Raw genomic sequence first — 22,338 nt, forward strand, 5'->3', positions numbered from 1 at the left:
CGTACAGAATATTGTAACAGCGGCAATGTATGCCTTACGAATTCGATTCCCATAATAAATAAAGTGATGTGAATATGCAAAGGATCTGTTTCTAGAATCGGAGGGTTAATGATAGTGGATAATGTATCGCATGTCAGTCAAGCATTTATGACGTTTATGAAGGAAGCGCCGGAGCAGCAAAAGGCTTTTGGGGAGGTAGTGCAGAAGCTGGATGCTGCAAGCAGTCTGGATGCCAAAACCGAAGAGATTGCCTATATCTCCGTACTTGCGGCGGTCAGACTGGAGAGCGGACTGCCTTTTCATGTCAAACACGCCAAAGCGCTTGGTGCTACCCGCGAGGAGATTATCAGCGCCGTGCTGCTGCCTTTTCCGGCCGTAGGTAATGTGGTGATTCAGGCCTTGCCAGTGGCATTGCAGGCATATGACAGCGAGTAGTGGCCCGAAGCCTGCTTAAGGACAACGTGAACCGGAGTAGCCGGGAAGTACATCTTAGAGCTTGCCAGACTCCCCCTGAGGATTGACAACGGCCTGGAATGTAACTATTATAGTTGCATCTGGCGGAAAGCTTCCGGTCAGTGCGAAGGAGAGATTGTCATGAACATTAGCACCCGGTTTGCGGTAGCTATTCATATTCTAACTTTAATCGACAGCAACAAAGACGGCAAAAGCACCTCCGAGTGGATTGCCGGCAGTGTCAATACGAATCCGGTGGTCATCCGCCGTCTCACAGGGATGCTGAATAAGGCCGGTCTGGTGGAGGTCCGCCCCGGCGTAGCGGGAGCGAAGCTTACCCGCAGCGCAGCCGACATCACGCTGCTGCAGATCTATCGGGCGGTCAATGCAGTGGAAGAGGATTCGCTGTTCTCTGTCCACGAGCATCCGAATCCCGAGTGTCCGGTCGGCAAGAACATTGCCGGTGCCATTGTTCCCGTATTCTCGCTCGCGCAGAAGGCGATGGAGAATGTGCTGCAGGAGGTCACTCTGGATCAGATCGTACATCAGATTCCTGTTTCGTGAGGCAGCTATGTGAGACCCCGCCGTGCCCCGGCGGGGTCTTTCTTTTGATATATCATTTTCATCAAACCTTTATGTGGTTTTCATCTGGCGTTAAGCTTCGCTAGGTATATTAGTCACATGACCCCCTTACAATAGACTTTGGCCCTGCCGGATACCGGCAGGGCCGCTTTTTTATGACGGACTGGATTACCCGGCCTATTCTTTACACCTAATTCCGGATCGTTTAGACTGACAACATACATACGATCTAAGGAGATGTTGTTCATGAAGAATCATTATACTATCCTGGGAGCGGCACTGATTCTGGGTCTTTGCGGTGTGGCAGGCAGCTTCGTTATCAGCAATGAGCTTACACCCGGCTATGAGATGCGGCAGCCGACTATAGCGGAGACGCAGAAGGAAATGCAAGATACGGACCACCCGTTAATGACGCTCACAGAGACTGCGCAATTCCTGCGTCTGAGTGAGGAGCAGGTCATGAATATTATGAAGGCAGAGAATGCCGTTCTGAGGAATGACGGACCGTTCGAGGGCAAGAAGCTCCCTTATCTCAGGGTGGACAATGAATTCCTGTTCAACAAGCAGCAACTGCTGAATTGGATTCAGCTGGCTTCTGTGGAGAACAGGGTATACAATGGCACGAAATTAATGGTTAAATAATGTTTACCAGTGATGGGAGGAGAGCTGCAATGAAATTTTTCACCATACCCTGGTATGAGGAAATGCAGGTGCGCGGGTTCATGGTATTCCCAGAGACGGAGCAGGATTGGCTGGAGGATGTGGCCTGGCATGTTGCGGAGGGAATCAGCTATGAGGAGCGGGCGAAGGATTTCCTGGAGTATATGAAAGCGGACTTGCTTAAGTATCTTCCTGAGTACTTCCACTCCTCTATATATGATGGAACGATAAAATCCATCTATCCGGGTCCTGAATTCAAGGAAAAGGCATTGCAGTGGGGCAGGGATTATGATGAACGGATTCAGGCGAATTATCGGGAATACCGTCAGGGCTTCAAGGCCATTAAGGATCTTCTCCCGGCCCCTGCCTTGCAGCTAGTCGAGAAGAATCTGCATGATTCGCGAGTAATCTCTTATGTAGTTCCTGAAGATGGAGTGATGGAGATGACTCTGGACTGTAGCGGTGCCATGCATTATCAATGTGATATTCGGCTCAGATTCACCGGTGTGACCGGACTCATGCTGCCGGAGCAGCTAGAGAAGAAATATTGGCTGTATGATGAGATCTATGCGGTGGAGCAAGGATTCGAGCTCCGGGTTCTGATGGATTCCCCGCCGAGTGAGTTGAGAATTACGGCGCAGGATGTCTCGATAGAGATCCTTGGTGAACCGAATTACTGAATAACTGCTTCGGAGCCTGGCCCATGGGCCGGGCTATTTTTATGGGTGAACGGCGTATTAAGCGATTTGTAAAAGTAATTGACAAACATATAGATCGCTACTATAATTAAGTTAGTTAGTGTGTAACGGGAATAGTTACAAGCACGGAATGGACATTATCATAACAGTTAACACTATAGCATCAGCAATTATTCAGGAGGGGTTATTATGTCAGTAACAGCAGCACTGCCGCAAGCGCTGGAAATCGGACTTGTACAGATCCGGGTAAGTAATTTGGAGCGTTCGCTCAACTTTTATCAGAATGTCATCGGACTGCAGATTTTGCGCCAGCAGGGGCGTGAGGCAGAGATGACGGCCGATGGCAAGCAGGTGCTGCTTGTTCTGCGGGAGATTGACCACGCCCGGATTCTGCGCAGCAATTCAGCAGCCGGTTTGTACCATTTTGCGATTCTGCTGCCGGACCGGCCCAGTCTGGGACTCGTGCTGCGCAATCTGATCAATTCAGGCATTCATGTCGGGCAGGGGGATCATCTGGTCAGTGAGGCATTGTACATCCAGGACCCTGATAATAACGGGATTGAGCTGTACCGTGACCGGCCCCGCGACACCTGGAAGTATGATGCGGTGGGGCATGTCGTTATGACCACCGATCCGGTGGATGTGGACGGACTGCTTGCCGCGTCAGAGGGACTGAGCTGGACCGGACTGCCCTCCGGCACAGTGATTGGCCATGTTCATTTGCATGTTGGCGATCTGGCGGAGGCCAAGAGATTCTATGTAGATGCGCTTGGCTTCACTGCGACTGCCCATTACGGGGATGCGGCAATGTTCATATCGGCCGGCGGGTATCACCACCACATGGGGCTGAATACCTGGGCTGGACAGGGCGCTCCTGCTGCTCCTGCCGACGCTGCGGGCATCGACTACTTCACTCTGCTGCTGCCTGACAGCCGGGATGTGTATGAAGTAGCTGAACGTGTGAAGCGCGCAGGATACCAGGTTGAAGAAGAGGGCGGCATCGTTACGCTGAAGGCCCCGTGGAACATCGGGATTCAACTGCTGGTGAAGCACTAAAATCATAAATATCCAGTTCCGGAAGTAACCGGCGAGGCCTAAGAGAACTGGAGTATAGCGGGAGGTACGTGCGGATGATTTTAATTCCGCAGTGCCTTCCGTTTATTGACGTTTGGCGTTATCATAGGATATCAATATGCTCAAATATAAATCGGGAGATGATGGACTTGGAGACTTTTCTTGCTGTATTGCTGATGCTCGGACTGATCGCGGTCTCGAATATCGTGAACCGCTTCATTCCGTTTGTCCCGATTCCCCTGATTCAGATCGGACTTGGGATTATTGCTGCACTTGTTCCAACCGGCATACATATGCACTTTGAGCCTGAGCTGTTCTTCGTGTTATTCATTGCGCCTCTGCTGTTCAATGACGGGCGGCGGACACCGCGGGATGAGCTATGGAACCTCAGAGCGCCTATTCTGCTGCTGGCACTGGGACTTGTATTTGTAACGGTATTTGTCGCAGGTTACGCGATCAACTGGATGATTCCTTCCATTCCGCTGGCCGCCTCCTTCGCACTGGCCGCGATTCTCTCCCCTACCGATGCCGTAGCCGTTGGAGCGCTGGCTGGAAAGGTCCATCTGCCGAAGAGTATTCACCGTATTCTTGAAGGGGAATCGCTGATGAATGATGCGTCCGGCCTGGTTGCTTTTAAATTTGCGATTGCAGCCATGGTTACCGGAGTGTTCTCTCTTCCCAAGGCCTCGCTCAGCTTCGTGCTGATTGCCGCCGGTGGACTGCTGCTCGGTGCGGTGCTGTCGTTCCTGCTGATCCGGCTCAGCGTGTTCATCCGCAGGTTCGGCATGGAGGATGTCACGATTCATGTGCTGCTGCAGATTCTTACGCCGTTTATCATTTATCTGGTCAGCGAAGAGATCGGAGTCTCCGGTATCCTCGCTGTTGTAGCAGGCGGCGTGATGTTCGCCATTGAGAAGGACCGGGCTGTCTCCCCCCAATATAAGCTGCAGCTTGTATCAGCCAGCACCTGGTCGGTACTGCTGCTGGTGCTGAACGGACTGGTATTTCTCATGCTTGGCGTGTCCGTCCCGGATGTGGTTGAAGTCATCTATCGGGATCAGACGCTCAATAATTTCATGGTTGCCGGGTATGTCCTGGCGATTACGGCGCTGCTTATTGTGCTGCGGTTCCTGTGGGTCTATGCCTATTCCTTATGGGAGAGCAAGCGCCTCAAGGCAGAGAAGGCTCCGCTGAAGTCCCAGATTATCACTTCAATCTCCGGCGTGCGGGGAGCCGTAACCCTTGCGGGTGCCTTCTCCATTCCGCTGGTGCTGGGTGACGGGATCACGCCCTTCCCTGAACGGGACTTAATAATTGCGCTTGCTGCTGGTGTCATTCTAATGTCGCTGATCATTGCCAGCATCTTCCTGCCGCTGCTCGCCGACCAGGAAGAGACTGTAGTTCAGACCATCGGAGCCGGCCACGGGAGCACAGAGCTGGCGGCCAGAAATGTAGTGATTGACGCCGGGATGTCCATGCTGCGCAGCCTGGTTGCTGAGAATCCAGAGCGGTCGACGCAGCCCGTCCTGCTGGAGTTCACAGATAAGGTTGACAGACTGTGTGCTGCGAGAGCAGACAAGGATTCAGCCAATGAGCAGTTTCGTCGTCTGGGAGTCGAAGCGCGTATGAATGCTATTGAAGCAGAACGTACAGAGCTGCGGCGGATCATGGAGAAGGGGGCGCTGCCGGCGCCGGTCGCCGTGAAGATGGAAGAGCTGCTGGATCATACGGAATCTCTGCTGTGCAAACGGCTTGACACACAGATCAAATTCTCGCTTACGGAAATTCAGCGCTTGTTCTCGGGCCTTTTCTCCGGCAAGCTCAGCGGGGAAGAGGGACGCCTCGCCGTGCAGAATGCCGAAAGCGCCCGGACGGCGAAGATTGCGATGTGCCAGGCGGCCGTCTCCGCCGTCAGTGCGGGAATGAGTGAGGAGAACCGGCTGGCTTCGCAGAAGGTCATCGACAAGTACGAACGGCTGGAATCCCGGCTGGAGCAGGGGGAAGGCTGGAGCAAAGACGGCGTCGTGGATGATGAGAAGCTGGAGCTGAAGCTGCAGGCGATTCAGGAGCAGCGGAACACGGTACAGGAGATGTACCAGAACGGGGCGATTAATCTTAAGATTGCCGGCAGGCTGCGGCGGTTCGTGGATCAGCTGGAAACCTCGATCTGGGAGGATTAAGGTTAGGAGAGGCACCCGCTTCAACCTATTGAATGCAAACAAACCCGCATACTGCCAGGACCAGTCCTGTAGTATGCGGGTTTGTTAATCTTATGGGAGCATCCGGTCAGATTCCTGAACGTCTTGTCCGGCGAAGAAACATCTGTCCCATCACCTCGCTCAGCACCAGTCCGGCAGCAATGGCTCCGGACAGGAGCAGGGCCTGGACCGCAAGCTGAATCCCATGGTTATTGTCATTCTCCACGAACCTGCGCATGGCGTCATAAGCGAGACCGCCCGGTACGAGCGGAATGATGCCGCCGACACTGAATATAATGACCGGCATCTTGAAGGAACGCGCAAAAAACTGGCTGATCACTCCAACCACCAGGGTAGCCCCGAAGGTGGCAACGACCGTATCCCACTCGTAATCGAGCTGCAGATACAGCATCCAGCCGATCATCCCGGCGAAGCCGCATTGGAGCAGCGCGCGTGCCGGTGCATTGAACAGGATGCAGAAGGAGGCAGCGGCAATAAAACTGGTTATAAGTTGCAAAATCATGGAAGAACTACCTCTTTCACATGGGTGTTAGAAAAGGGACAACACAAGACCTATACCGGTTCCTATGGCAAAGGCGGTCAGAAATGCGTCCGCCCCCTTGGAGAGACCGGAGACCAGATGACCTGCCATCAGGTCACGGACCGCATTGGTGATGAGCAGCCCCGGCACGAGCGGCATGACACAACCGATGATAATCTTGTCCATCTCGCGTCCCACACCGAACTTGACGGAGAAGAAGGCCAGGAGGCCGATGATAAAGGAGGCGATGAATTCCGCGAAGAAGCGGACCTGTACCAGACGGTGAAGATAGATGACGGCGGCGAAGCCTGCCCCGGATATCGGCAGGGACGGCAGCGCATCCCACAGGCTGCCCTTGAACATGACGGTGAAGCAGGCTCCGGTCAGAGCGGCGGCTGCAATCTGCAGCCATACCGGGTAAGCGTGAGCTGCATCATCGACAATGCCCAGGCGCTCCCGGGCTTCTGCGGCAGTCAGCTGGCGTTCACTCAGCCGCCGGGAGATGTCGTTGACCTCGGATACCTTTTGCAGATCGGTCGTCCGCTCGGCGATCCGGAACAGCTTCACCGGCTCGGTCCGGCTGGTGGTGAACATAATGACCGTCGGGGTAACGTAGCTATGCGCACCGGGGAAGCCGAGGGCTGCTGCCATCCGGCTCATGGTGTCCTCCACGCGGTAGGTTTCGGCGCCGCTTTGCAGCATGATTTTGCCTGCCAGCAGGCACAGATCAATAATGTCATGCGTGGAAGTGTTACTGTTGATGCTTGTGTTATCGGTGCTTGGGCTATCCAACTTCGTCGATCCTCCCCGGGAATGTTATCTACTGATTGTCGCCCGAAAGCCTGAAAATTTCAACCTTTATTCCTGGTATTCACTGAAATGAATCAATTCATATCACCAAAGCCTTATCAGGCTTGAGTTCTATTCTATATTATTAACTGGGAGTTCCAGCGCTATCCGGTGCTATAATGTTCTCCTGGCCCTGGATGCAGGCACAGGAGTGTGACCTATAAGTTATAATGAAGCCATGAATGGATAGAGGGGAATAGTGACTATGAACAATGATCTTCACCTGCAGCTTTGGGACCAGGTACTTCTGAGGGTGCTCGATATACGGCTGCGGCGGGTGGAAGCAGATGAGTATCCTTTGCCATATATCCTTCCGGCAAGCTCGTTTATATTGTGTACGCACGGCAGCGGTGAGCTATGGCTGGATGATGAGATCTGGCTGGCTGACGGCTTTTATCTGCTGCACTCAGGCAAAGGCCGGAGGCTTAGAATAAATACGGAGAAGGGAATGGAGCTGTATTTCATTTTCTATAAAGCTGTTCTGCCGCAAAACACCCTGCGTGAATTCCATATCCTGCTGCAAACGGACAGCCCCTTCGATCAAATATGGGGGATTACTCCGGCCGGGCCGCTGGAGCTGCTCAGTCTTGCCCGTCAGATGCTGGAGGGTTGGCATACCGGCAAAAGCCCGATAGGCAGGCTGCAGGTGAAAGGGGTATTTATGCAATTCCTCCATCACGTTTTGCAGGATAAGCAGTCCCCGGGAGCAGTCAAGCCATCAGTAGCGGAGCAGGCTATGCGCTATTTGTCACAGCATTATCGCAGTCCGGTATCCATTGAACATCTTTCACGGCAGCTTAATTACACTCCGCAGTATGTCTCAAGGAAGTTCAAGGAGCTGACCGGTTACAGCCCGCTTGACTATGTCATCAGACTGCGTCTGGGCAGAGCGCAAGAGCTGCTGCTGGCTACCCACGCTTCTTTGCAGGAAATCGCTGCGTATGTTGGTTATAGTGACATTGTATATTTCAACCGCCTATTCAAAAAAAACACTGGTGTTTCGCCCGGAATGTTCAGAGCACAAATTCAAGCAGGACACAACGGAGTTTCGGATAATGCTATTAAACGGTTAAATACGTCTCTTGTTATGAAGGTGATACAAAGTTATCATATTAATGATAATGAAAATCATTATCAATACATAGAGGACGGAGAGATTGATGTGCATAACCATAGTAAGAACCTGACAACCCTGCTTAGTTTATGTATTATGCTGCTGCTTGCCGCATGCGGAACTGCTCAAAGCGGCTCACAGGCTGCAGGGGGCGGCCTGAAAGTAAATGAACAACGTAACAATGCAGCGGAGCCTCAGACTCATGAGGGACTGCCGGAGGAGACGCGCAGGGTTGATACTGCATTTGGGGAAGTGGAGATTCCCGCTCAGCCGCAACGGGTCGCCGCCATATCCTATCTGGGAACTGTACTTGCCCTTGATGTCAAGCCTGTGGCCGGAGAGAAGTTATTAATGTCCAGTCCATATCTTGAAGGAATGCTGGGCGGTGTGGCGGATGTGAGCGAATCACTGGAGAAGCTGCTTGAACTGGAGCCTGACCTGATTATTACTCATAATACAGATCAGGAAATCTATGATAAGTATAAACAGATTGCTCCTACCGTTGCGATGCCGTACAATTCGTTTGAATCCGTACAAGCCGAGATGGAGTATTTCGGAAAAGTACTGGGTAAAGAGGAAGAAAGCCGGATATGGGAGGAGCAATTCGACAAGCAGGTTGCCAGTGCGAGGCAACAGGTGCAAGGTGCTGTATCCGGGAAGGCAACGCTGTCTGTCATGCAAGAATTCGATGGTCTTGTGTACTTATTCGGCAGTAAGTCCGGAAGAGGCGGACGAATCATGTACGAGCTGTTAGGGATGAGCCCTCCTGCTGCGGTACCGGACGAACTGCTTCAGGAGTCCTTTGCTGAATTCTCTCTGGAGCTGTTACCGGAGTACACAGGTGATTACCTTCTCCTGACAACCGAATCCTCATTAGAGGAGCTGCAGGCAGATCCGATCTGGGGAGTTCTTCCTGCGGTCAAGGAGGGAAGGGTGTATTTGTGGAGTGAATCCCGCTCCTGGTTCCGCGATCCCATTGCCATGCTTAATCAAATCAACGATCTGGCCGATTGGCTGGTTGCAGCAGCGAAAGCTAAATAATTACGGTGCCGAGACCCTGTCCTGAAGGAGGGGTTTCTTTGCGAAATATTTCCCGCTGGAATGGAGCTGTCCTGGAAAGGACGGCAAAGCCGTTTCCACTTGTATGCTGCTGTATCCCGCTTCATTGCTCCAGCGTGCATAATCCCGTAGCCACACCGCCAGAGATAATGGTCAGAATCGAATGGAAAAAGGTCTCCTTGGAGATCAGCAAACCTCCGGCACCGATAATGAGGAAGTCCGTCAGGAAGATGATCAGCCCGATATTGAGCGGAAGATAACGCTGGATGTATTTGGCCAGCAGATCTGTGCCGCCTGTACTGGCTTTGAACCGGAGCATAAGGCCGAGTCCGGTGCCCATCAGGAAGCCGCCGATGATGGCGCTTGAGATAGAGCCCAGCTCAATGTAGTACAGGAAATAATATTGCAGCGGAAAGAGCAGCTCAATCAAGAGGGACGAAGCCAGCAGACCCATAATGCTGTTGTAGAAGATATCCCTTTCCCGGAACCAGGCCAGCAGGAAGATAGGCAGACTGCATAGCATAATGCACAGTCCGATTTTGGTGCCGGAGATATAATTAATGATGAGGGCGATGCCAATAATTCCTCCATCGAGGATTTTATAGGGGACCAGGAAGAAGTTAGTTCCTGTTGCAATCAGCAGGCTGGCCAGCAGAATAATAACGTAGCTTGGATAGGACCGCATATTCAACATCTCCGGATTTGAGGCATGTCTTAATAACTATGCGTCTATCTGGAAAAAAATAGCTAAAATTTCCTATTTGTCAGAATTCATTGACAGCAGAGCAGGAGAGGTCTGAGGGGATTATTTCTATATACTACAATGCTGTAGCCAACCTCCCCTCTCTCTAGGCAAGTAAGTGGAAAAATGTATTTTAATTTCGCTGTTTTGGTTTCCCTGAGGGATTTAGTTGGATAAAAGTGATTTAATTCTTGGCGTTTCCCGCATTTTGAACTGTTTTGCTAAGTTTAAGTGCTCTTTTTCCAATTGCTGCCCCGGTATTGCTTCTTTCGTACTTTAGCAAGTGGAGAAAATCCATTTATTTACGGCTGCCGCAGTAGAGCGGCGCGCATGATAGTGGCTTCAAGCGGCTTTGGCCGCCCTCTTCCTCCTTATCGCCTCTTTTCCTGTTATATAATTTCCTGAACAACAAGGAAGCCCCCGGCTGCACCGCTTAGGCGGAACAACCGGGGGCTATTGTCAATAATGCTAACTATAATGCTGACTAACCCAATACAACAACAACCTGGTGAACCGCACCGTCGCCCACAGGAGCGATGATGTTGCCTTCCACAGCAGCGCCGTCAAGGGTCAGGCTGGCTACGCCTTTGGAGACATGGTTCGGGTTCTGAATCGAGATCACATAAGTGTCTCCACGGAAGACGCGGGTAATCTCAAAGCCATCCCACTCCGCAGGGATACAAGGATCTACCTTGAGACCGGCAAAGTCAGCCTGAATACCGAGAATGGACTGAGTAATCGCTACATAGTTCCATGCAGCTGTGCCTGTCAGCCAGGAGTTTTTCGCCTCGCCGTGACGTACCGCGTCTTTACCGGCGATCATCTGGGAATACACGTAAGGCTCCATCCGGTGCACTTCGCTGATGTCCTCCAGGTAAGCCGGGGCGATTTTTTTGTAGATTTCAAAAGCTCTGTCGCCGTGTCCAAGCACCGTTTCAGCGATCATGATCCAAGGGTTGTTGTGGCAGAAAATACCGGCATTTTCTTTGTAGCCCGGAGGGTACGTAGAAATTTCACCCAGGTTCAGATAGTACTTGGAATACGGAGGCTGCTGCAATACGATACCGTAGTCCGTATCCAGACGTTCCTGCACGGAAGTCAGGGCGCGGGCCGCTTCACCGTTCTCTACACCGATACCGGCCATTACGCACATGCCCTGCGGCTCGATGAAGATCTGGCCTTCTTCGTTCTCCTTGCTGCCGATCTTGTCGCCATAGTGGTCGTAAGCGCGCAGGAACCAGTCGCCGTCGAAGCCGTGGGACAGAGTAATGGCACTCATGTTCTCGATCTTCGCTACTGCATCTGCAGCGACATCATCCAGTCCGCGCATGCGGCAGATCTCGGCATAGTCCGGTCCGACGAAGACGAACAGGCCTGCGATGAACACAGATTCGGCTACGCCGCCTGCGATATTCTCGGTGGTCTGGAACGATTCACCCGGCTCGGTGGAGAAGCAGTTCAGGTTCAGACAGTCATTCCAGTCCGCGCGTCCGATCAGCGGCAGGCCGTGAGGTCCGAGGTTGTTCGTTACATGCTCGAAGCTGAGCTTCAAATGCTCGAACAGGGTAGCGGTGTGATCCGGATTGCTGTCAAAAGGAACCTGCTCATCGAGGATCGAATAATCGCCGGTTTCCTTGATGTAGGCCGCTGTACCCGAGATCAGCCATAGCGGATCATCGTTGAAGCCGGAGCCGACTTCGTTGTTGCCTTTTTTGGTAAGCGGCTGATACTGGTGATATGCACTGCCGTCAGGGAACTGGGTGGCGGCGATATCGAGAATACGTTCTCTGGCACGCTCAGGAATCTGATGCACGAAGCCGAGAAGATCCTGGTTAGAGTCGCGGAAGCCCATGCCGCGGCCGATCCCGGATTCGAAGTACGAAGCAGAACGGGACATGTTGAAGGTAACCATACACTGGTACGGGTTCCAGATGTTAACCATCCGGTTCAGCTTGTCGTCACCGCTCTTAATCTGGTATTTGGACAGCAGGTTATCCCAGTGCGCAGCCAGAGCCGCGAGGGCGGCATCCACCTGGGCATCTGTGGCGAATTGATCAATTACAGCCTGTGCAGGCTTCTTGTTGATGACGTTCAGGGATTCCCATTTCTCATCTTCAGGGTTCTCGATGTAGCCGAGTACGAAGATGAAGCTTTGTTCTTCGCCTGGTTCCAGCGTGATGTTGAGGGCGTGGGAGCCGATTGGCGACCATCCGCTGGCTACGGAGTTGGTAGCTTCACCGGCAGCAACGGCCTGCGGAGCGTCCAGACCATTGTACATGCCCACGAAGGATTCGCGGTCGGTATCGAAGCCGGCGATTTCTTTATTTACCGAATAGAAGGCGTAGTGGTTTCTGCGCTCGCGGTATTCGGTTTTGTGATAGATAACGGAATCCTTCACTTCAACTTCGCCGGTGCTGAGGTTACGCTGGAAGTTGGTCATATCATCATTGGCATTCCACAGACAAAACTCGGCAAAGGAGAACAGCTTAACGGTCTTCTTCGTATCGCCGGTGTTCTTAACGACAAGGCGGTGTACTTCAGCGTTATGGCCCATCGGTACAAAAGCAAGCTGGTTCACGGAAATGCCGTTACGCTCGCCTGTAATGGAAGTGTAGCCCAGACCATGACGGCATTCGTAGAAGTCCAGATCGCGCTTCACCGGCATCCAGCCCGGGGTCCAGAAATCACCGTCATCGTACAGGTAGTAGTAGCGGCCGCCTGTATCCAGCGGAATATTGTTATACCGGTAACGGGTAAGTCTTCTCATGCGCGCATCGCGGTAGAAGGTGTAACCACCAGCAGTATTAGAGATCAGGCCGAAAAATTGCTCGTTGCCGAGATAGTTAATCCACGGGTAAGGGGTTTTGGGGGTGTTGATTACATACTCTTTGCGTGTGTCGTCAAAAGTTCCGAATTTCATGAGAGACAAGTCTCCTTTCAATTGTGAACGCGCGTTTACAAGACGGAGAAAAAATTCCCTCGGGGGCAAGGGAGTTTTCTGTATCCTGAAATATTACTTCTTCGGCGGCTGGCACGAATCTCTTGTGATCAGACGCGCCGGGAAACTGATGGTGCTGAAGGTCGGCTGCTGCGAATCGCACAGCTCAATGACCTTCTCGACAGCAGCCTTGGACATCTCGTAGATCGGCAGACGGACAGAGGTCAGCTTGGGATGAATTCGCGCGGCAAGCTGCACATCATCGAACCCCGCGATGGATATATCCTCCGGCACGGAAATGCCATGCTCGGCGAACGCTTCCATCGCCGAAATAGCCATGTCATCATTGGAGGAGAAGAAGGCTGTCGGCAGCGGGCCGCCGGAGCTCAGCAGCTTCTTAACCTCTTCATAGGCGGTTTCCTTAAGGAAATCGCCTTGCAGGATGAAGTCCTCATTCAGTGCAAGTCCATGACGCTTCAGCGTATCCTCGTAAGCCGTGTAGCGTTCCCGGCCGGAGTAGGTGTTCATCCGTCCGCTGATGATGCCGATCTCCTGATGGCCGAGACCGATCAGGTACTCAATGGCTTCAGCCGTGCCTTCATAATCCTTGGAATTTACAATAGCCAGATGATTGCGGTCCAGATGCTCCGACATAATCTCCGAAATGTCATAATCAATCAGCACAAGCGGCGAGTCGAGACCGACCATCTCCCTGACAATGCCGATATCCTTCTGCGTGCCGACGATAATGCCGCCGTCAATCCGTTTCTGCAGGAAAGCCTGCTTCACCTTCAGGAAATCGTCGGGAGAATAGACGGTATGGATCAGAACATAACAGCCGCGGGCGTTCGCCGTGTCCACAACGGCATCGACGAACGGGGCGAAGTAGTTATTCTGATAGATCCGGGTCGCATTCTCTTTCTCGTTCATGCTGATGGCAAACAAACCGATCGTATCGGTCTTCTTGCCGGCCAGAGCCCGGGCGAAGCTGTTCGGCTCGTACTGGTGCTGCTCAATGATCTTCAGCACCTTGGCCCGGGTCTCCTCAGGGACATTGGAATAGTTGTTGATCACACGGGATACGGTGCTTCGCGAAACCCCGGCTAGCTTGGCAATATCTTCGCTTCGCATGATGTACCCCCTCTAGTGTAAACGCGCGTTTATGGATTCATTGTAAAATAAACCGCTCCAGAAATCAATCGTCTGTCCAAAGAAACTTGCTTTGAAAGATAAGAAAGACTCGCCTGAACAAGCGCTGGATATCGGAGTGTTATATTCTAAATATTTACAAGGGAAAATATACCTGATATATTAAAAATGCTCATAAAACCATTTTGAGAGGGAAGGAGACTTGCGTATAGACTCCAATTTGCCGGATAGTGTGAAGTGCAAATAGTCTGCTGCTCTGCTCAGCCGGACTTCGCCAAGCGAGTGCTGTGCGTTTCGTTCAGACCGATTCCCCTATACCCGAAGAATTAAGGAGGATATTGATACATGCGACAATTAAAAACGTTGATCGTGTTTCTCTTCGCAGCAAGTTTCTTATGGGTCTCCGCTCCTTCTGCGCATGCCCTTTCTCTGGCCCCTGGGTTTAATTCGCCAGTAACCCTGACTCTGCAGCCGGGACAAACCACATATTCGCTCTGTACAGCTTACGCCAAAACGATTAAAGCCGTTGTGGAAAAGCAATCGGGTACGGGTAAAGTGACGGGAGCTTATTATTTCAACATGAGCAACCGCGGCCAGATCCAAATGGGCACTATGAGTGGTGCCAGTGCTGTTCAGGATCTGTATTTCAGCTATTGGGACGGCAGTGCCGGAAATGCGCTGCTCTATCTGAATGCAACGGATACAACGGCTCCTATTCAGGTGAAAGTGACCTTTTATAATTTAAGCAACTAATATAAGAACAGGCGATAAGCCGTCAAAAGAAAAGATTGCTATTCCGCGATGGAATAGCAATCTTTGTATGGTTATAGAAGCTTATTCAATGTTAATGCTCCATTGTCCGTCTGCTTCAACGGCAAAGACATAGGTTCCTTCTGAATCTATGGCTTCGGCCGTTGAGCCGGAATAGTTACCCACTTCATTGACCAGCAGGAGGCTGTCATTCACTTTGACAGCAAAATTGGATTTTCCCACATGCTTGGATGTGAACCGGGTCAGCTTGCTTTGCAGCTTGGCGAAGACAACATCGTTACCCTTGCCGGATAATTTGACTGGAGCGCTCTTAATGTTATCAGGTATGGTCTGAGTGATATCAGCCTTCCAGGAGCCATCTGATTCTACCTTTAGCATGTATTTCCCGTCTTCCGGAATGACCACTAAGGATTTTCCCTTGTAAGGTCCAATTTCATTCACCAGCATTTCCTTGGAATCTCCTGCTTCATTGTACAGGTAAATAACGAAATTCGAGTCCCCGGCATCGGTTGCTTCCACAATGGCAATACCGCTCTTTAGATTGAAGAAGTCAGTTGCCTGATCGCTTTTTCCTTTGAGATGAAGGATATCGTCCTTGGCCGCCGCAGGCTCAGGCGCAGCCGTTGCCGCAGCTGAATCAGATTTGCCTTGGTATAACGGCAACAGTTCACCGTAGAGCTTCTCGACAGTAGCCTCATCATCCTTTTGTATCGCAATGGCCATTTCCTTGAATTTGCTTTGATTCTCCTTGACTATAAACTCCAGGCTTTTGAGAATAACCGCTAAAGCTTCGTCTCTAATTTCTTGGGAAAGGTCCTTTTCCAGATAATTTCTGGCTAGATTAAGCGCTCTAGCTCCTAATTCCTGATCTGCATCGGCAAATGTTGTAATCTCCGGCGCTTCTGTCGGATCAGGTTCAGGTGTGGGATCTGGATAGCGGCCGGCGACTGACGCAGGCAGAACTCCTCCTATTTTTGTGAAAAGCTTCTTAACATTTTGGACATCGCCTTTTTCGATAGAATCGGCAATCTCCAGATAAGTAAATGTATTCTCCTTATCTTCTCTGGCCTTCATGCGTATTTTCTCAGCGATATCTTTGGAGTTCTCATTATTCCAGGAATTGGTGCCAAAGCTCGTGAGATATTCCAGCGTCTTATCCTTCACAGAGAAATTCTCAAGCTGCGGCGCAGGAGTAGGAGTGGCAGTCGCAGCAGGAGTTGCAGTTGCCTCTGGCGCAACCTCGGCAGACTCGCCGCAACCGGTTAATGCAACCGGTAAGGTCAAGAGAGCAAGGGCCAAAGTGATTGTTGTTAATTTTGTGTACATCAGTAATTTCCCCCAATTTCGTATTCATACCTGGCTATTATATCAAAAATGGAATATTTTACGTTGAATTTTAATAGAATATTCCATTACATATACAAAATGTTCCAAACCCTTTATGATCAGGTTAAATATTCTGTTTCATCAGGAGAGGAGCGCTGAGAAATGTCGACAATAGGATTGGGGTCCTTGCTTGCCGGAGGGTTCAGCATATTTGCATTTGTACTCTGGCTGGCTTGTCTGGGGCTTGGGATTTATTTATTTGTTCTGGTGGTCAAGCTTGCACGCAGGGGGATTATTGCACTGGATCTGTACAATCATGCCAAGAATCTGGAGATCCGCGAACGTCATGAATCGTATCACCGGAGGGATGAACTCTAAACCTGCGGTTATACATCAGATTGTATTAAGATCCCTTGCCGGAATGGCGGGGTTTTTGTGAAAATATAAGAATTTATAGGTTGCACACGATAACTTATCCTTCTATTTCTCGCTGAAACGGTACCGTCCTTTAAAAGGACGGCAAAGCCGTTTCCACTTGTAGCGGACTACCGCGGCAATGTTGCATCTGAAGGAAGGATTGTTTATACTCTCAACAAGGATTATTAAAATTTGTTATATTGGGAGAGGAGTTTGATCGAATGAAAAAGAAGATGACTGCTGCACTGACTGCTTTTGCCGTACTTGGAGGGATGGGCACGGGGGTGTATGCCGGAGCTAACCTGCAGGAGATCAAAGCGTATCTGAATCCGGGAATCAAATTCAAGGTGGATGGCCAGCCTGTGCAGCTCAAGAACGGCAGCGGTGCAGTGATTGCTCCGATCTCCTACAAGGACACAACTTATCTGCCAGTCCGTTCCGTATCCGATCTTCTCGGGGTTACAGTCAAATTCGATGCCGCCTCCAACACTATAAGTCTAGGAGAGCAGACGGCGGGTGTGTCTATTGCTGCCGGTTTCGACGACATGTATCACACGAAGGACCCTGGCAAAACCGTCTACAAAGACAAGGACTACAAGGACGTCTTCTTCGATAACGCCAGCGGTGACCGCGGCACTTCATTCATGCTCTACCCGAATAAAAAATACCAGAAGCTCTATCTCCAGGTGGCAGCGATCGGTGGAGATATTAAAGATTTCGCTGTACAGGACAGTGATACCAACACCGTACTGAAGAAGCAAACCGTTACCACGGCTGATGGCCTCACAACTATAGAAGTGGACATTGCCGGAGTCAGCAAGCTGTATGTAAACGGGGATGTGAAGGACGGGACAACGGTCTTTGTTCCACTTACGACTTCATATTATAAATAACTCTACGCAATTATAAGGAATTCTACCAACTACCCGGAAAGCTCCAGCCTTCCGGGTAGCTTTTTGTCGATGGGGACGTCTGTTTATAAGAATGGCATATGGGGTATTATCGGGTAAGCCAAGGGCTTAGTGATCTTAAGAGGAGTGAGTAAATGTATACGAAAAAAATAATCATGACATTGTCCTTAATCTTGTCCATGTTGGCTCTGAGTGCCTGCGGTAACGCAGCCGATACACCGTCAACCGAATCCATGCAGACCGTTGCGCCGTCAGCCGAATCGGTGCAGACGCCAGCACCTTCAGCGGAGCCGGAGCAGACACCTGCACCAACGACAGAGCCGGAGCAGACGCCTGAGCCGTCAACCGGAGGTAACGACACAGCCGCAGGTTCCACGGAGCTTCCGAAATATCTGCCGGAGGATTTCCCGATGCCGAAGGATGTGAAGATCGGACTGTCCCGCTCGGAGGAGACTGAGGGACGGAAGACAGCAATGCTGATTTTTACAACCACCGAAAGTATGGAGTCGGTAACGAAGCTCTATGATGATTACCTGGCCTCCAAGCTGGGGAGTGAGTCCGCGAAGACGGTTGATCCCAAGAATCTGATTATCCAGGGCACGACCAAGGACAACAAGCAGAGCTGGTCGATTATTGGTGGCCCGCTGGCATCCCAGGAGGGTGTCGTGGAACTGACTGTAAGCTGGTCGGAATTATAAATTGAACAGCAGCATCCCCGTATAATGACGAACATCCGTTGAAGATCTATCCAGATCTCAACGGATGTCCTCTAGATATTTACCCCCTTAATTCCGCTGGAGTAACAAATATCCGCTGATGCTTGAGGTTTTTTTGCGGTACACAATTTTGAAACCGATGTCGTGATCTTGCAGACAAGCCAAGGCTGTACTAAGCAATCCATTGGTTCTCAAGCTGCGCACACAGGGCTCAGCATTTCCAATAACCCGGCTGGCGGTAATTCTGCGCGCTGATCCGGGAATCAGCGGGTTGCGGCTCCAATTAATCAATACCAGATCCGGCTGACGAGTAGCCATGCCAATCTACCCCTTTCTCTTAAGGCTCTCTATATAGAATGCTGGCTGGAAGGTTATGTGCTAGACCATGGCGGAGGAAGGCGCGGTATGCGGTGAACTCGAATTTTACACAGTTAAAAAACGTGTCGAATATTGTAAAAAAGTAGTATACGGTAAGGCGTAGGCAGATATATAATTAAGCTTGTGAACGAATAATAGTCAGGCGGTGTAATTGGTTTGTCATGGGAACCTGTAGGATTTATGTTATTTTCAACGATAGAAACGCTAGCTTTGTATTATCTGATAATGTCGCTCTACCGGTTTAAGTGGAGATGGTACATATGGCAGGCCTTATTCGTTATCTTGCTGAACAATCTGCAGAGCTATCTGTTAAGAAATGAACTGGGGATGTCGAATGTAGCGCCTCTCGTTTTAATCCTGATTTTTATTATGTTTTTTACTGCTGTGGTCCGGATGCCTCTGATTCTGTCCATCATCGCGACCATTTCCGGCTACGTCATTTTTGCTGTAATCCAGACAATTATCGTCCTGTTGGTGTTTGGCTCGATATCGAACATAGATGGGGTAGGGAATGGATATTTTCTTCAGCTAATGACTGCGGCCGTAGTGTTTGTAGTCTTCGGTTATTCTTATCGCAAAGGGAAGGGCTTCACGTTCGATCTGGATAAACTGCGGTTTAAATTAGAGGACATCCTTCTGTCGGTGTTGATTTTTGCCTTCGTGATAGGGATATCCGTCCTGCTCTACTATAATGAGATTCTGCTAAATGCGCTGATCTTCCTGGTTATGTCTGCATTTCTTCTATACTACTCCACCCGAAAGGAGAAGGAAGATGCTTGAACTCATGTCCGGTAAGCTTGCAGTCGGCATCAAAAATATCGTTCCGGACCATCCGGCGTCCTATGCCGTCTTGAAATTCTCCATAAGCGTAGTACTTAATGTGGTATTCATTATTGGTCTTACCCTGGTGGTATCGCTTCTGACGGATCGGACGGGGGAAGCCCTGCAGATTCTAATTTCCTTTGCATTATTACGTCAGGTATCCGGTGGAGCGCACCTTAAGTCCGGGATGGCATGTGTTTTTTTTACGGCAACGTTATTCACACTCTTGTCCTATGTGGAGGTAAGCTCCGAATATGTTCTGCTTATGAACGGGATTAGTCTATTGGTGGTTCTATGGCGGGCACCGATTGGAATTGAACGTCAGACCCGGATTCCTCAGCGGCACTGGCCTAAGTTGAAAATCATCGCTGCCCTGCTTGTAGCTGCAAACCTTCTGATAGGCTCACCAGTCATTGCGGCCAGCTTGTTGGCCCAATCCATAAGCCTGCTGATCGCAAGAAGGGAGGTGAAGAGCTTATGATGAAATACTGGCAACGTAAAGCCGTCTACAAGCTTGCTTCTGGTTTATCCGCCCTGGCTGCTATTCTTGTGCTGGTTACTGCCAGTGTATTGTACATTAACCAACCGGAAGTCCCTGAAGAGTTACTCAAATAACATTGGAGTTGATCCCTTTGAGCACTATATCTGTTACTAGAGACACAGAGGGAAACACTGGTGTATTCTCACTCGATATTGCAAAAATAACCTATATGGAATTTGAACGAACGATCTATAGGATAATCGTCCATACGTACGATCAAACCTTTTACACAGTAGGTACGCTGAAATATTGGTTCAATACCCTGGCCAGTTCAGGATTTAATTTCGTTCTAGCGGATAGAAACACGTTAATTCAGGTTTCTAATATTATCCAGTTGGATAAAACATTTCATATTGCATATTTCGGGGAAGACCACAGAGGAGTCGAACAAAAGTGTTTTCTCTCAGAAAAGGGTTATAAACAAATTCTCAAAAATGTGAAGACCTCTGAAACAGAAATTAAATTAGTCGAGCTGCCTCAGTGGTAGCTCTATTTTTTTGTTCAACCCATTAAAACTGACCCCCGGAACGGTTGAAAGACTTTTTTTGTATTTCTTCTCATGGTAAGCTTTAGGTAAATCATCTAGGAGGCCTGACATGAGGAAAAGTATATTAAGCATATTGTTTGTGTTGTTATTGACTGCTTGTGGATCTTCAAAGGATGGACTCACCGTGAAGGATCTGGCTATACACAAGTCAAACGATGATAAAGTGGTGGTTCAATACGGAATGAGTCGTGCGGATGCGGAGAAGGTGCTGGGTACAGGCGAAGATATGAAAATTGGCCATACATTCACTTATAGCGATGGAGTCAAGATTATGTACCGGGAGGATAAAGTGGCGGGGATTTATTTGACCGAAGAATCGAAAGATGTATATGAAACGGCTCAAGGGATGAAAATAGGAATGTCCAAAGATGATTTCAAGAAAAAATATGGAGATCAATATCTGGCGGATCTGGAGAAAAACTTGGATTATGCATACGATACAGACAGCAAGCAGTATATAAAAGAAGCGGAATGGGCAAAGAATTTTGAGGACAGCACAAAAATCTATTTGATTTCAATGTTGTTTGATAGTGACGGAATTGCACAAACCATTCTATTAACAGATAGGCAAATGGCGATCATGTATAAATAAACTCTTGCCATACCCTGACCTCCTGTGGTATTATAAATCTCGTTGCAGGACGGTAGCTCAGCGGGAGAGCACTATCTTGACAGGGTAGGGGTCATGGGTTCGAACCCCATCCGTCCTATATGTTCAATTGTAGCAAGGGTTTGAAGCATATTCTTCCCTTATCTATAATTAGTGGTCACACTGTGACACGTTTATAACTGAAAAAGCCATCATCTTTAAGGACACAATTCCTTTAAGGTGGTGGCTTTTCGCATGTTAATGAAGTTTGCATTATCTGAGTTTAAATCTGACCGCGAATATCGCAATGTATCTGATCGTACCCTTGCCGCTTATATGGCTGAAATGGGAAAGTTTCATGAGTACTGTATCAATAATGAAATTATTAATGTCGAAGACTGTACAGCATCCCTCGTTAAGCAATATCTCCTTGCTGCTAAGGAAAAAGGTAATAATCCCACGACTATAAACACCAAGTTGCATATCCTCAAGATATTTTTTAATTACTTTGAATCTGAAATGGAACTCTTCACCCCTAAAACTAATCCTACAAAACGAATTACCTTTGCAAAAGAGAACGTGAAAATTGAAGTTTTTACAGACGAACAACTCAAGCAGATGCTTCGGTTTTATCAGAAATTGAAATTCCGTGATAAATCCCTCTACTCCTATCGTGACTACTTTCTAATCATCTTCCTAATCGGTTCTGCCTGTCGTTTAGGCGAAACTGTAAATTTGAGGTGGTCAGATGTTGATCTTACAAATCAAATCATCACTGTTAATGGCAAAAAGAAAGTTGCCAGCAGCATTCCAATGACGGACAAATTAAAGCGTGAATTTGTTGAATACCGGATGTTTACGGAAAAGTACTTCCCTTCTCTCCCTGAGTATGTTTTTACAGACAGAGACGGAAAGCAACTTACTGATAATGCTTTAAAAATGGTATTCAAACATCTTAAAGCAATCATGAACTTCAAAAATGTGAGATTATCTGCTCATACATTCAGACATACAGCAGCCCACCGCATGATTGTTTCAGGTTGTGATATCGGAACTGTGCAAAAAATCCTCAGACATACCAATGTTTCTATGACCCTTCGGTATTTTGCTCTTTGGGGAACGGCTCTGGCTGAACAAAATGAGAAATACAATCCATTAAACTCCATTGATATATAAATAGTTGAAAATAGCGACATCATTCGACACAGCAACATATCTCCATATTTATATCAAGACTGTAAATTTACTTTTTTTAGTAATATG

Annotated in this window: 24 protein-coding genes and 1 tRNA gene; 18 read left to right on the top strand and 7 right to left on the bottom strand. The window is 49.4% G+C overall.

Annotation, left to right across the window (positions count from 1 at the left end; genetic code table 11):
• Window positions 1-108 precede the first annotated feature (108 nt).
• The 6 genes from KDC22_RS13105 to KDC22_RS13130 all read left to right on the top strand — a co-directional run bounded on the left by KDC22_RS13105 (window position 109) and on the right by KDC22_RS13130 (window position 5,647).
• Complete coding sequence (locus tag KDC22_RS13105) at window positions 109-435, top strand: carboxymuconolactone decarboxylase family protein (protein ID WP_173126032.1); 327 nt, start codon at window positions 109-111, stop codon at window positions 433-435.
• A gap of 159 nt (window positions 436-594) precedes the next feature.
• Entirely contained in the window at window positions 595-1,017 is a 423-nt protein-coding gene (locus tag KDC22_RS13110; protein WP_211723346.1) for an Rrf2 family transcriptional regulator, read from the top strand.
• Between the two features lie 264 nt (window positions 1,018-1,281).
• The gene (locus KDC22_RS13115; RefSeq protein WP_211723347.1) at window positions 1,282-1,677 is read left to right on the top strand and encodes a MerR family transcriptional regulator; all 396 of its coding nucleotides are present in this window, start codon (window positions 1,282-1,284) and stop codon (window positions 1,675-1,677) included.
• 29 nt (window positions 1,678-1,706) lie between these two features.
• Window positions 1,707-2,375 (top strand): DUF4085 family protein, encoded by a 669-nt coding sequence (locus KDC22_RS13120; RefSeq protein WP_211723348.1) that lies wholly within the window; start codon window positions 1,707-1,709, stop codon window positions 2,373-2,375.
• Window positions 2,376-2,582: 207 nt separating this feature from the next.
• On the top strand, window positions 2,583-3,449 hold the full coding sequence (locus tag KDC22_RS13125; RefSeq protein WP_211723349.1) for a VOC family protein: 867 nt from the start codon (window positions 2,583-2,585) through the stop codon (window positions 3,447-3,449).
• Between the two features lie 167 nt (window positions 3,450-3,616).
• A complete protein-coding gene (locus KDC22_RS13130; protein WP_211723350.1) occupies window positions 3,617-5,647 on the top strand; it encodes a Na+/H+ antiporter in 2,031 nt (676 codons plus the stop codon).
• 106 nt (window positions 5,648-5,753) lie between these two features.
• Here the strand turns inward: KDC22_RS13130 and KDC22_RS13135 are convergent, their stop codons facing one another.
• Both KDC22_RS13135 and KDC22_RS13140 read right to left on the bottom strand, forming a co-directional pair.
• Window positions 5,754-6,188: a threonine/serine exporter family protein gene (locus tag KDC22_RS13135; protein WP_173126051.1), complete on the bottom strand. Its 435-nt coding sequence runs from the start codon at window positions 6,186-6,188 to the stop codon at window positions 5,754-5,756.
• A 27-nt stretch (window positions 6,189-6,215) separates the two neighbouring features.
• The gene (locus tag KDC22_RS13140) at window positions 6,216-6,998 is read right to left on the bottom strand and encodes a threonine/serine exporter family protein (RefSeq protein ID WP_216857087.1); all 783 of its coding nucleotides are present in this window, start codon (window positions 6,996-6,998) and stop codon (window positions 6,216-6,218) included.
• A gap of 262 nt (window positions 6,999-7,260) precedes the next feature.
• Between KDC22_RS13140 and KDC22_RS13145 the strand changes: the two genes are divergently transcribed.
• Window positions 7,261-9,210 (top strand): AraC family transcriptional regulator, encoded by a 1,950-nt coding sequence (locus KDC22_RS13145; RefSeq protein WP_211723351.1) that lies wholly within the window; start codon window positions 7,261-7,263, stop codon window positions 9,208-9,210.
• A gap of 121 nt (window positions 9,211-9,331) precedes the next feature.
• Here KDC22_RS13145 and KDC22_RS13150 read toward each other — a convergent pair whose 3' ends face one another.
• The 3 genes from KDC22_RS13150 to KDC22_RS13160 form a co-directional block, all read right to left on the bottom strand.
• On the bottom strand, window positions 9,332-9,913 hold the full coding sequence (locus KDC22_RS13150) for a YitT family protein (protein WP_173126054.1): 582 nt from the start codon (window positions 9,911-9,913) through the stop codon (window positions 9,332-9,334).
• Window positions 9,914-10,454: 541 nt separating this feature from the next.
• Window positions 10,455-12,890 (bottom strand): glycoside hydrolase family 94 protein, encoded by a 2,436-nt coding sequence (locus tag KDC22_RS13155; RefSeq protein ID WP_211723352.1) that lies wholly within the window; start codon window positions 12,888-12,890, stop codon window positions 10,455-10,457.
• A 93-nt stretch (window positions 12,891-12,983) separates the two neighbouring features.
• Window positions 12,984-14,039 carry a LacI family DNA-binding transcriptional regulator gene (locus KDC22_RS13160; protein WP_211723353.1) on the bottom strand — a complete coding sequence of 352 codons (1,056 nt, stop codon included), beginning with the start codon at window positions 14,037-14,039 and terminating at the stop codon, window positions 12,984-12,986.
• A gap of 363 nt (window positions 14,040-14,402) precedes the next feature.
• On the opposite strand from KDC22_RS13160, the gene KDC22_RS13165 reads away from it, so the two are divergent.
• Entirely contained in the window at window positions 14,403-14,810 is a 408-nt protein-coding gene (locus tag KDC22_RS13165) for a hypothetical protein (protein WP_211723354.1), read from the top strand.
• A gap of 81 nt (window positions 14,811-14,891) precedes the next feature.
• Here the strand turns inward: KDC22_RS13165 and KDC22_RS13170 are convergent, their stop codons facing one another.
• Entirely contained in the window at window positions 14,892-16,154 is a 1,263-nt protein-coding gene (locus KDC22_RS13170; RefSeq protein ID WP_211723355.1) for a hypothetical protein, read from the bottom strand.
• A gap of 162 nt (window positions 16,155-16,316) precedes the next feature.
• Here KDC22_RS13170 and KDC22_RS13175 point away from each other — a divergent pair, with 162 nt between their 5' ends.
• From KDC22_RS13175 to KDC22_RS13185, 3 genes are all read left to right on the top strand, one after another.
• Complete coding sequence (locus tag KDC22_RS13175) at window positions 16,317-16,532, top strand: hypothetical protein (RefSeq protein WP_173126074.1); 216 nt, start codon at window positions 16,317-16,319, stop codon at window positions 16,530-16,532.
• A gap of 260 nt (window positions 16,533-16,792) precedes the next feature.
• Window positions 16,793-17,464, top strand: coding sequence for a stalk domain-containing protein (locus tag KDC22_RS13180; RefSeq protein WP_211723356.1), 672 nt, complete (start codon window positions 16,793-16,795; stop codon window positions 17,462-17,464).
• Between the two features lie 173 nt (window positions 17,465-17,637).
• Window positions 17,638-18,180, top strand: coding sequence for a hypothetical protein (locus KDC22_RS13185; protein ID WP_211723357.1), 543 nt, complete (start codon window positions 17,638-17,640; stop codon window positions 18,178-18,180).
• An 87-nt stretch (window positions 18,181-18,267) separates the two neighbouring features.
• Here the strand turns inward: KDC22_RS13185 and KDC22_RS13190 are convergent, their stop codons facing one another.
• On the bottom strand, window positions 18,268-18,516 hold the full coding sequence (locus tag KDC22_RS13190; protein ID WP_173126083.1) for a hypothetical protein: 249 nt from the start codon (window positions 18,514-18,516) through the stop codon (window positions 18,268-18,270).
• Window positions 18,517-18,756: 240 nt separating this feature from the next.
• On the opposite strand from KDC22_RS13190, the gene KDC22_RS13195 reads away from it, so the two are divergent.
• The 7 genes from KDC22_RS13195 (at window position 18,757) to KDC22_RS13225 (ending at window position 22,251) form a co-directional block, all read left to right on the top strand.
• The gene (locus tag KDC22_RS13195) at window positions 18,757-19,356 is read left to right on the top strand and encodes a hypothetical protein (protein WP_211723358.1); all 600 of its coding nucleotides are present in this window, start codon (window positions 18,757-18,759) and stop codon (window positions 19,354-19,356) included.
• The gene (locus tag KDC22_RS13200; RefSeq protein WP_211723359.1) at window positions 19,349-19,879 is read left to right on the top strand and encodes an accessory gene regulator ArgB-like protein; all 531 of its coding nucleotides are present in this window, start codon (window positions 19,349-19,351) and stop codon (window positions 19,877-19,879) included. Before KDC22_RS13195 ends, KDC22_RS13200 begins: the two co-directional genes overlap by 8 nt.
• Complete coding sequence (locus KDC22_RS13205) at window positions 19,876-20,013, top strand: cyclic lactone autoinducer peptide (RefSeq protein ID WP_211723360.1); 138 nt, start codon at window positions 19,876-19,878, stop codon at window positions 20,011-20,013. Before KDC22_RS13200 ends, KDC22_RS13205 begins: the two co-directional genes overlap by 4 nt.
• Window positions 20,014-20,030: 17 nt before the next feature.
• A complete protein-coding gene (locus KDC22_RS13210) occupies window positions 20,031-20,426 on the top strand; it encodes a LytTR family transcriptional regulator DNA-binding domain-containing protein (protein ID WP_211723361.1) in 396 nt (131 codons plus the stop codon).
• Between the two features lie 109 nt (window positions 20,427-20,535).
• A complete protein-coding gene (locus KDC22_RS13215) occupies window positions 20,536-21,078 on the top strand; it encodes a hypothetical protein (RefSeq protein WP_211723362.1) in 543 nt (180 codons plus the stop codon).
• 46 nt (window positions 21,079-21,124) lie between these two features.
• Window positions 21,125-21,196: transfer RNA gene (locus KDC22_RS13220), tRNA-Val, on the top strand.
• Between the two features lie 140 nt (window positions 21,197-21,336).
• Window positions 21,337-22,251: a tyrosine-type recombinase/integrase gene (locus KDC22_RS13225; protein WP_246553549.1), complete on the top strand. Its 915-nt coding sequence runs from the start codon at window positions 21,337-21,339 to the stop codon at window positions 22,249-22,251.
• Window positions 22,252-22,338 lie beyond the last annotated feature (87 nt).

Origin of the sequence: Paenibacillus tritici (assembly GCF_018207515.1) — a bacterium.
GTDB lineage: Bacteria > Bacillota > Bacilli > Paenibacillales > Paenibacillaceae > Paenibacillus_AQ > Paenibacillus_AQ tritici.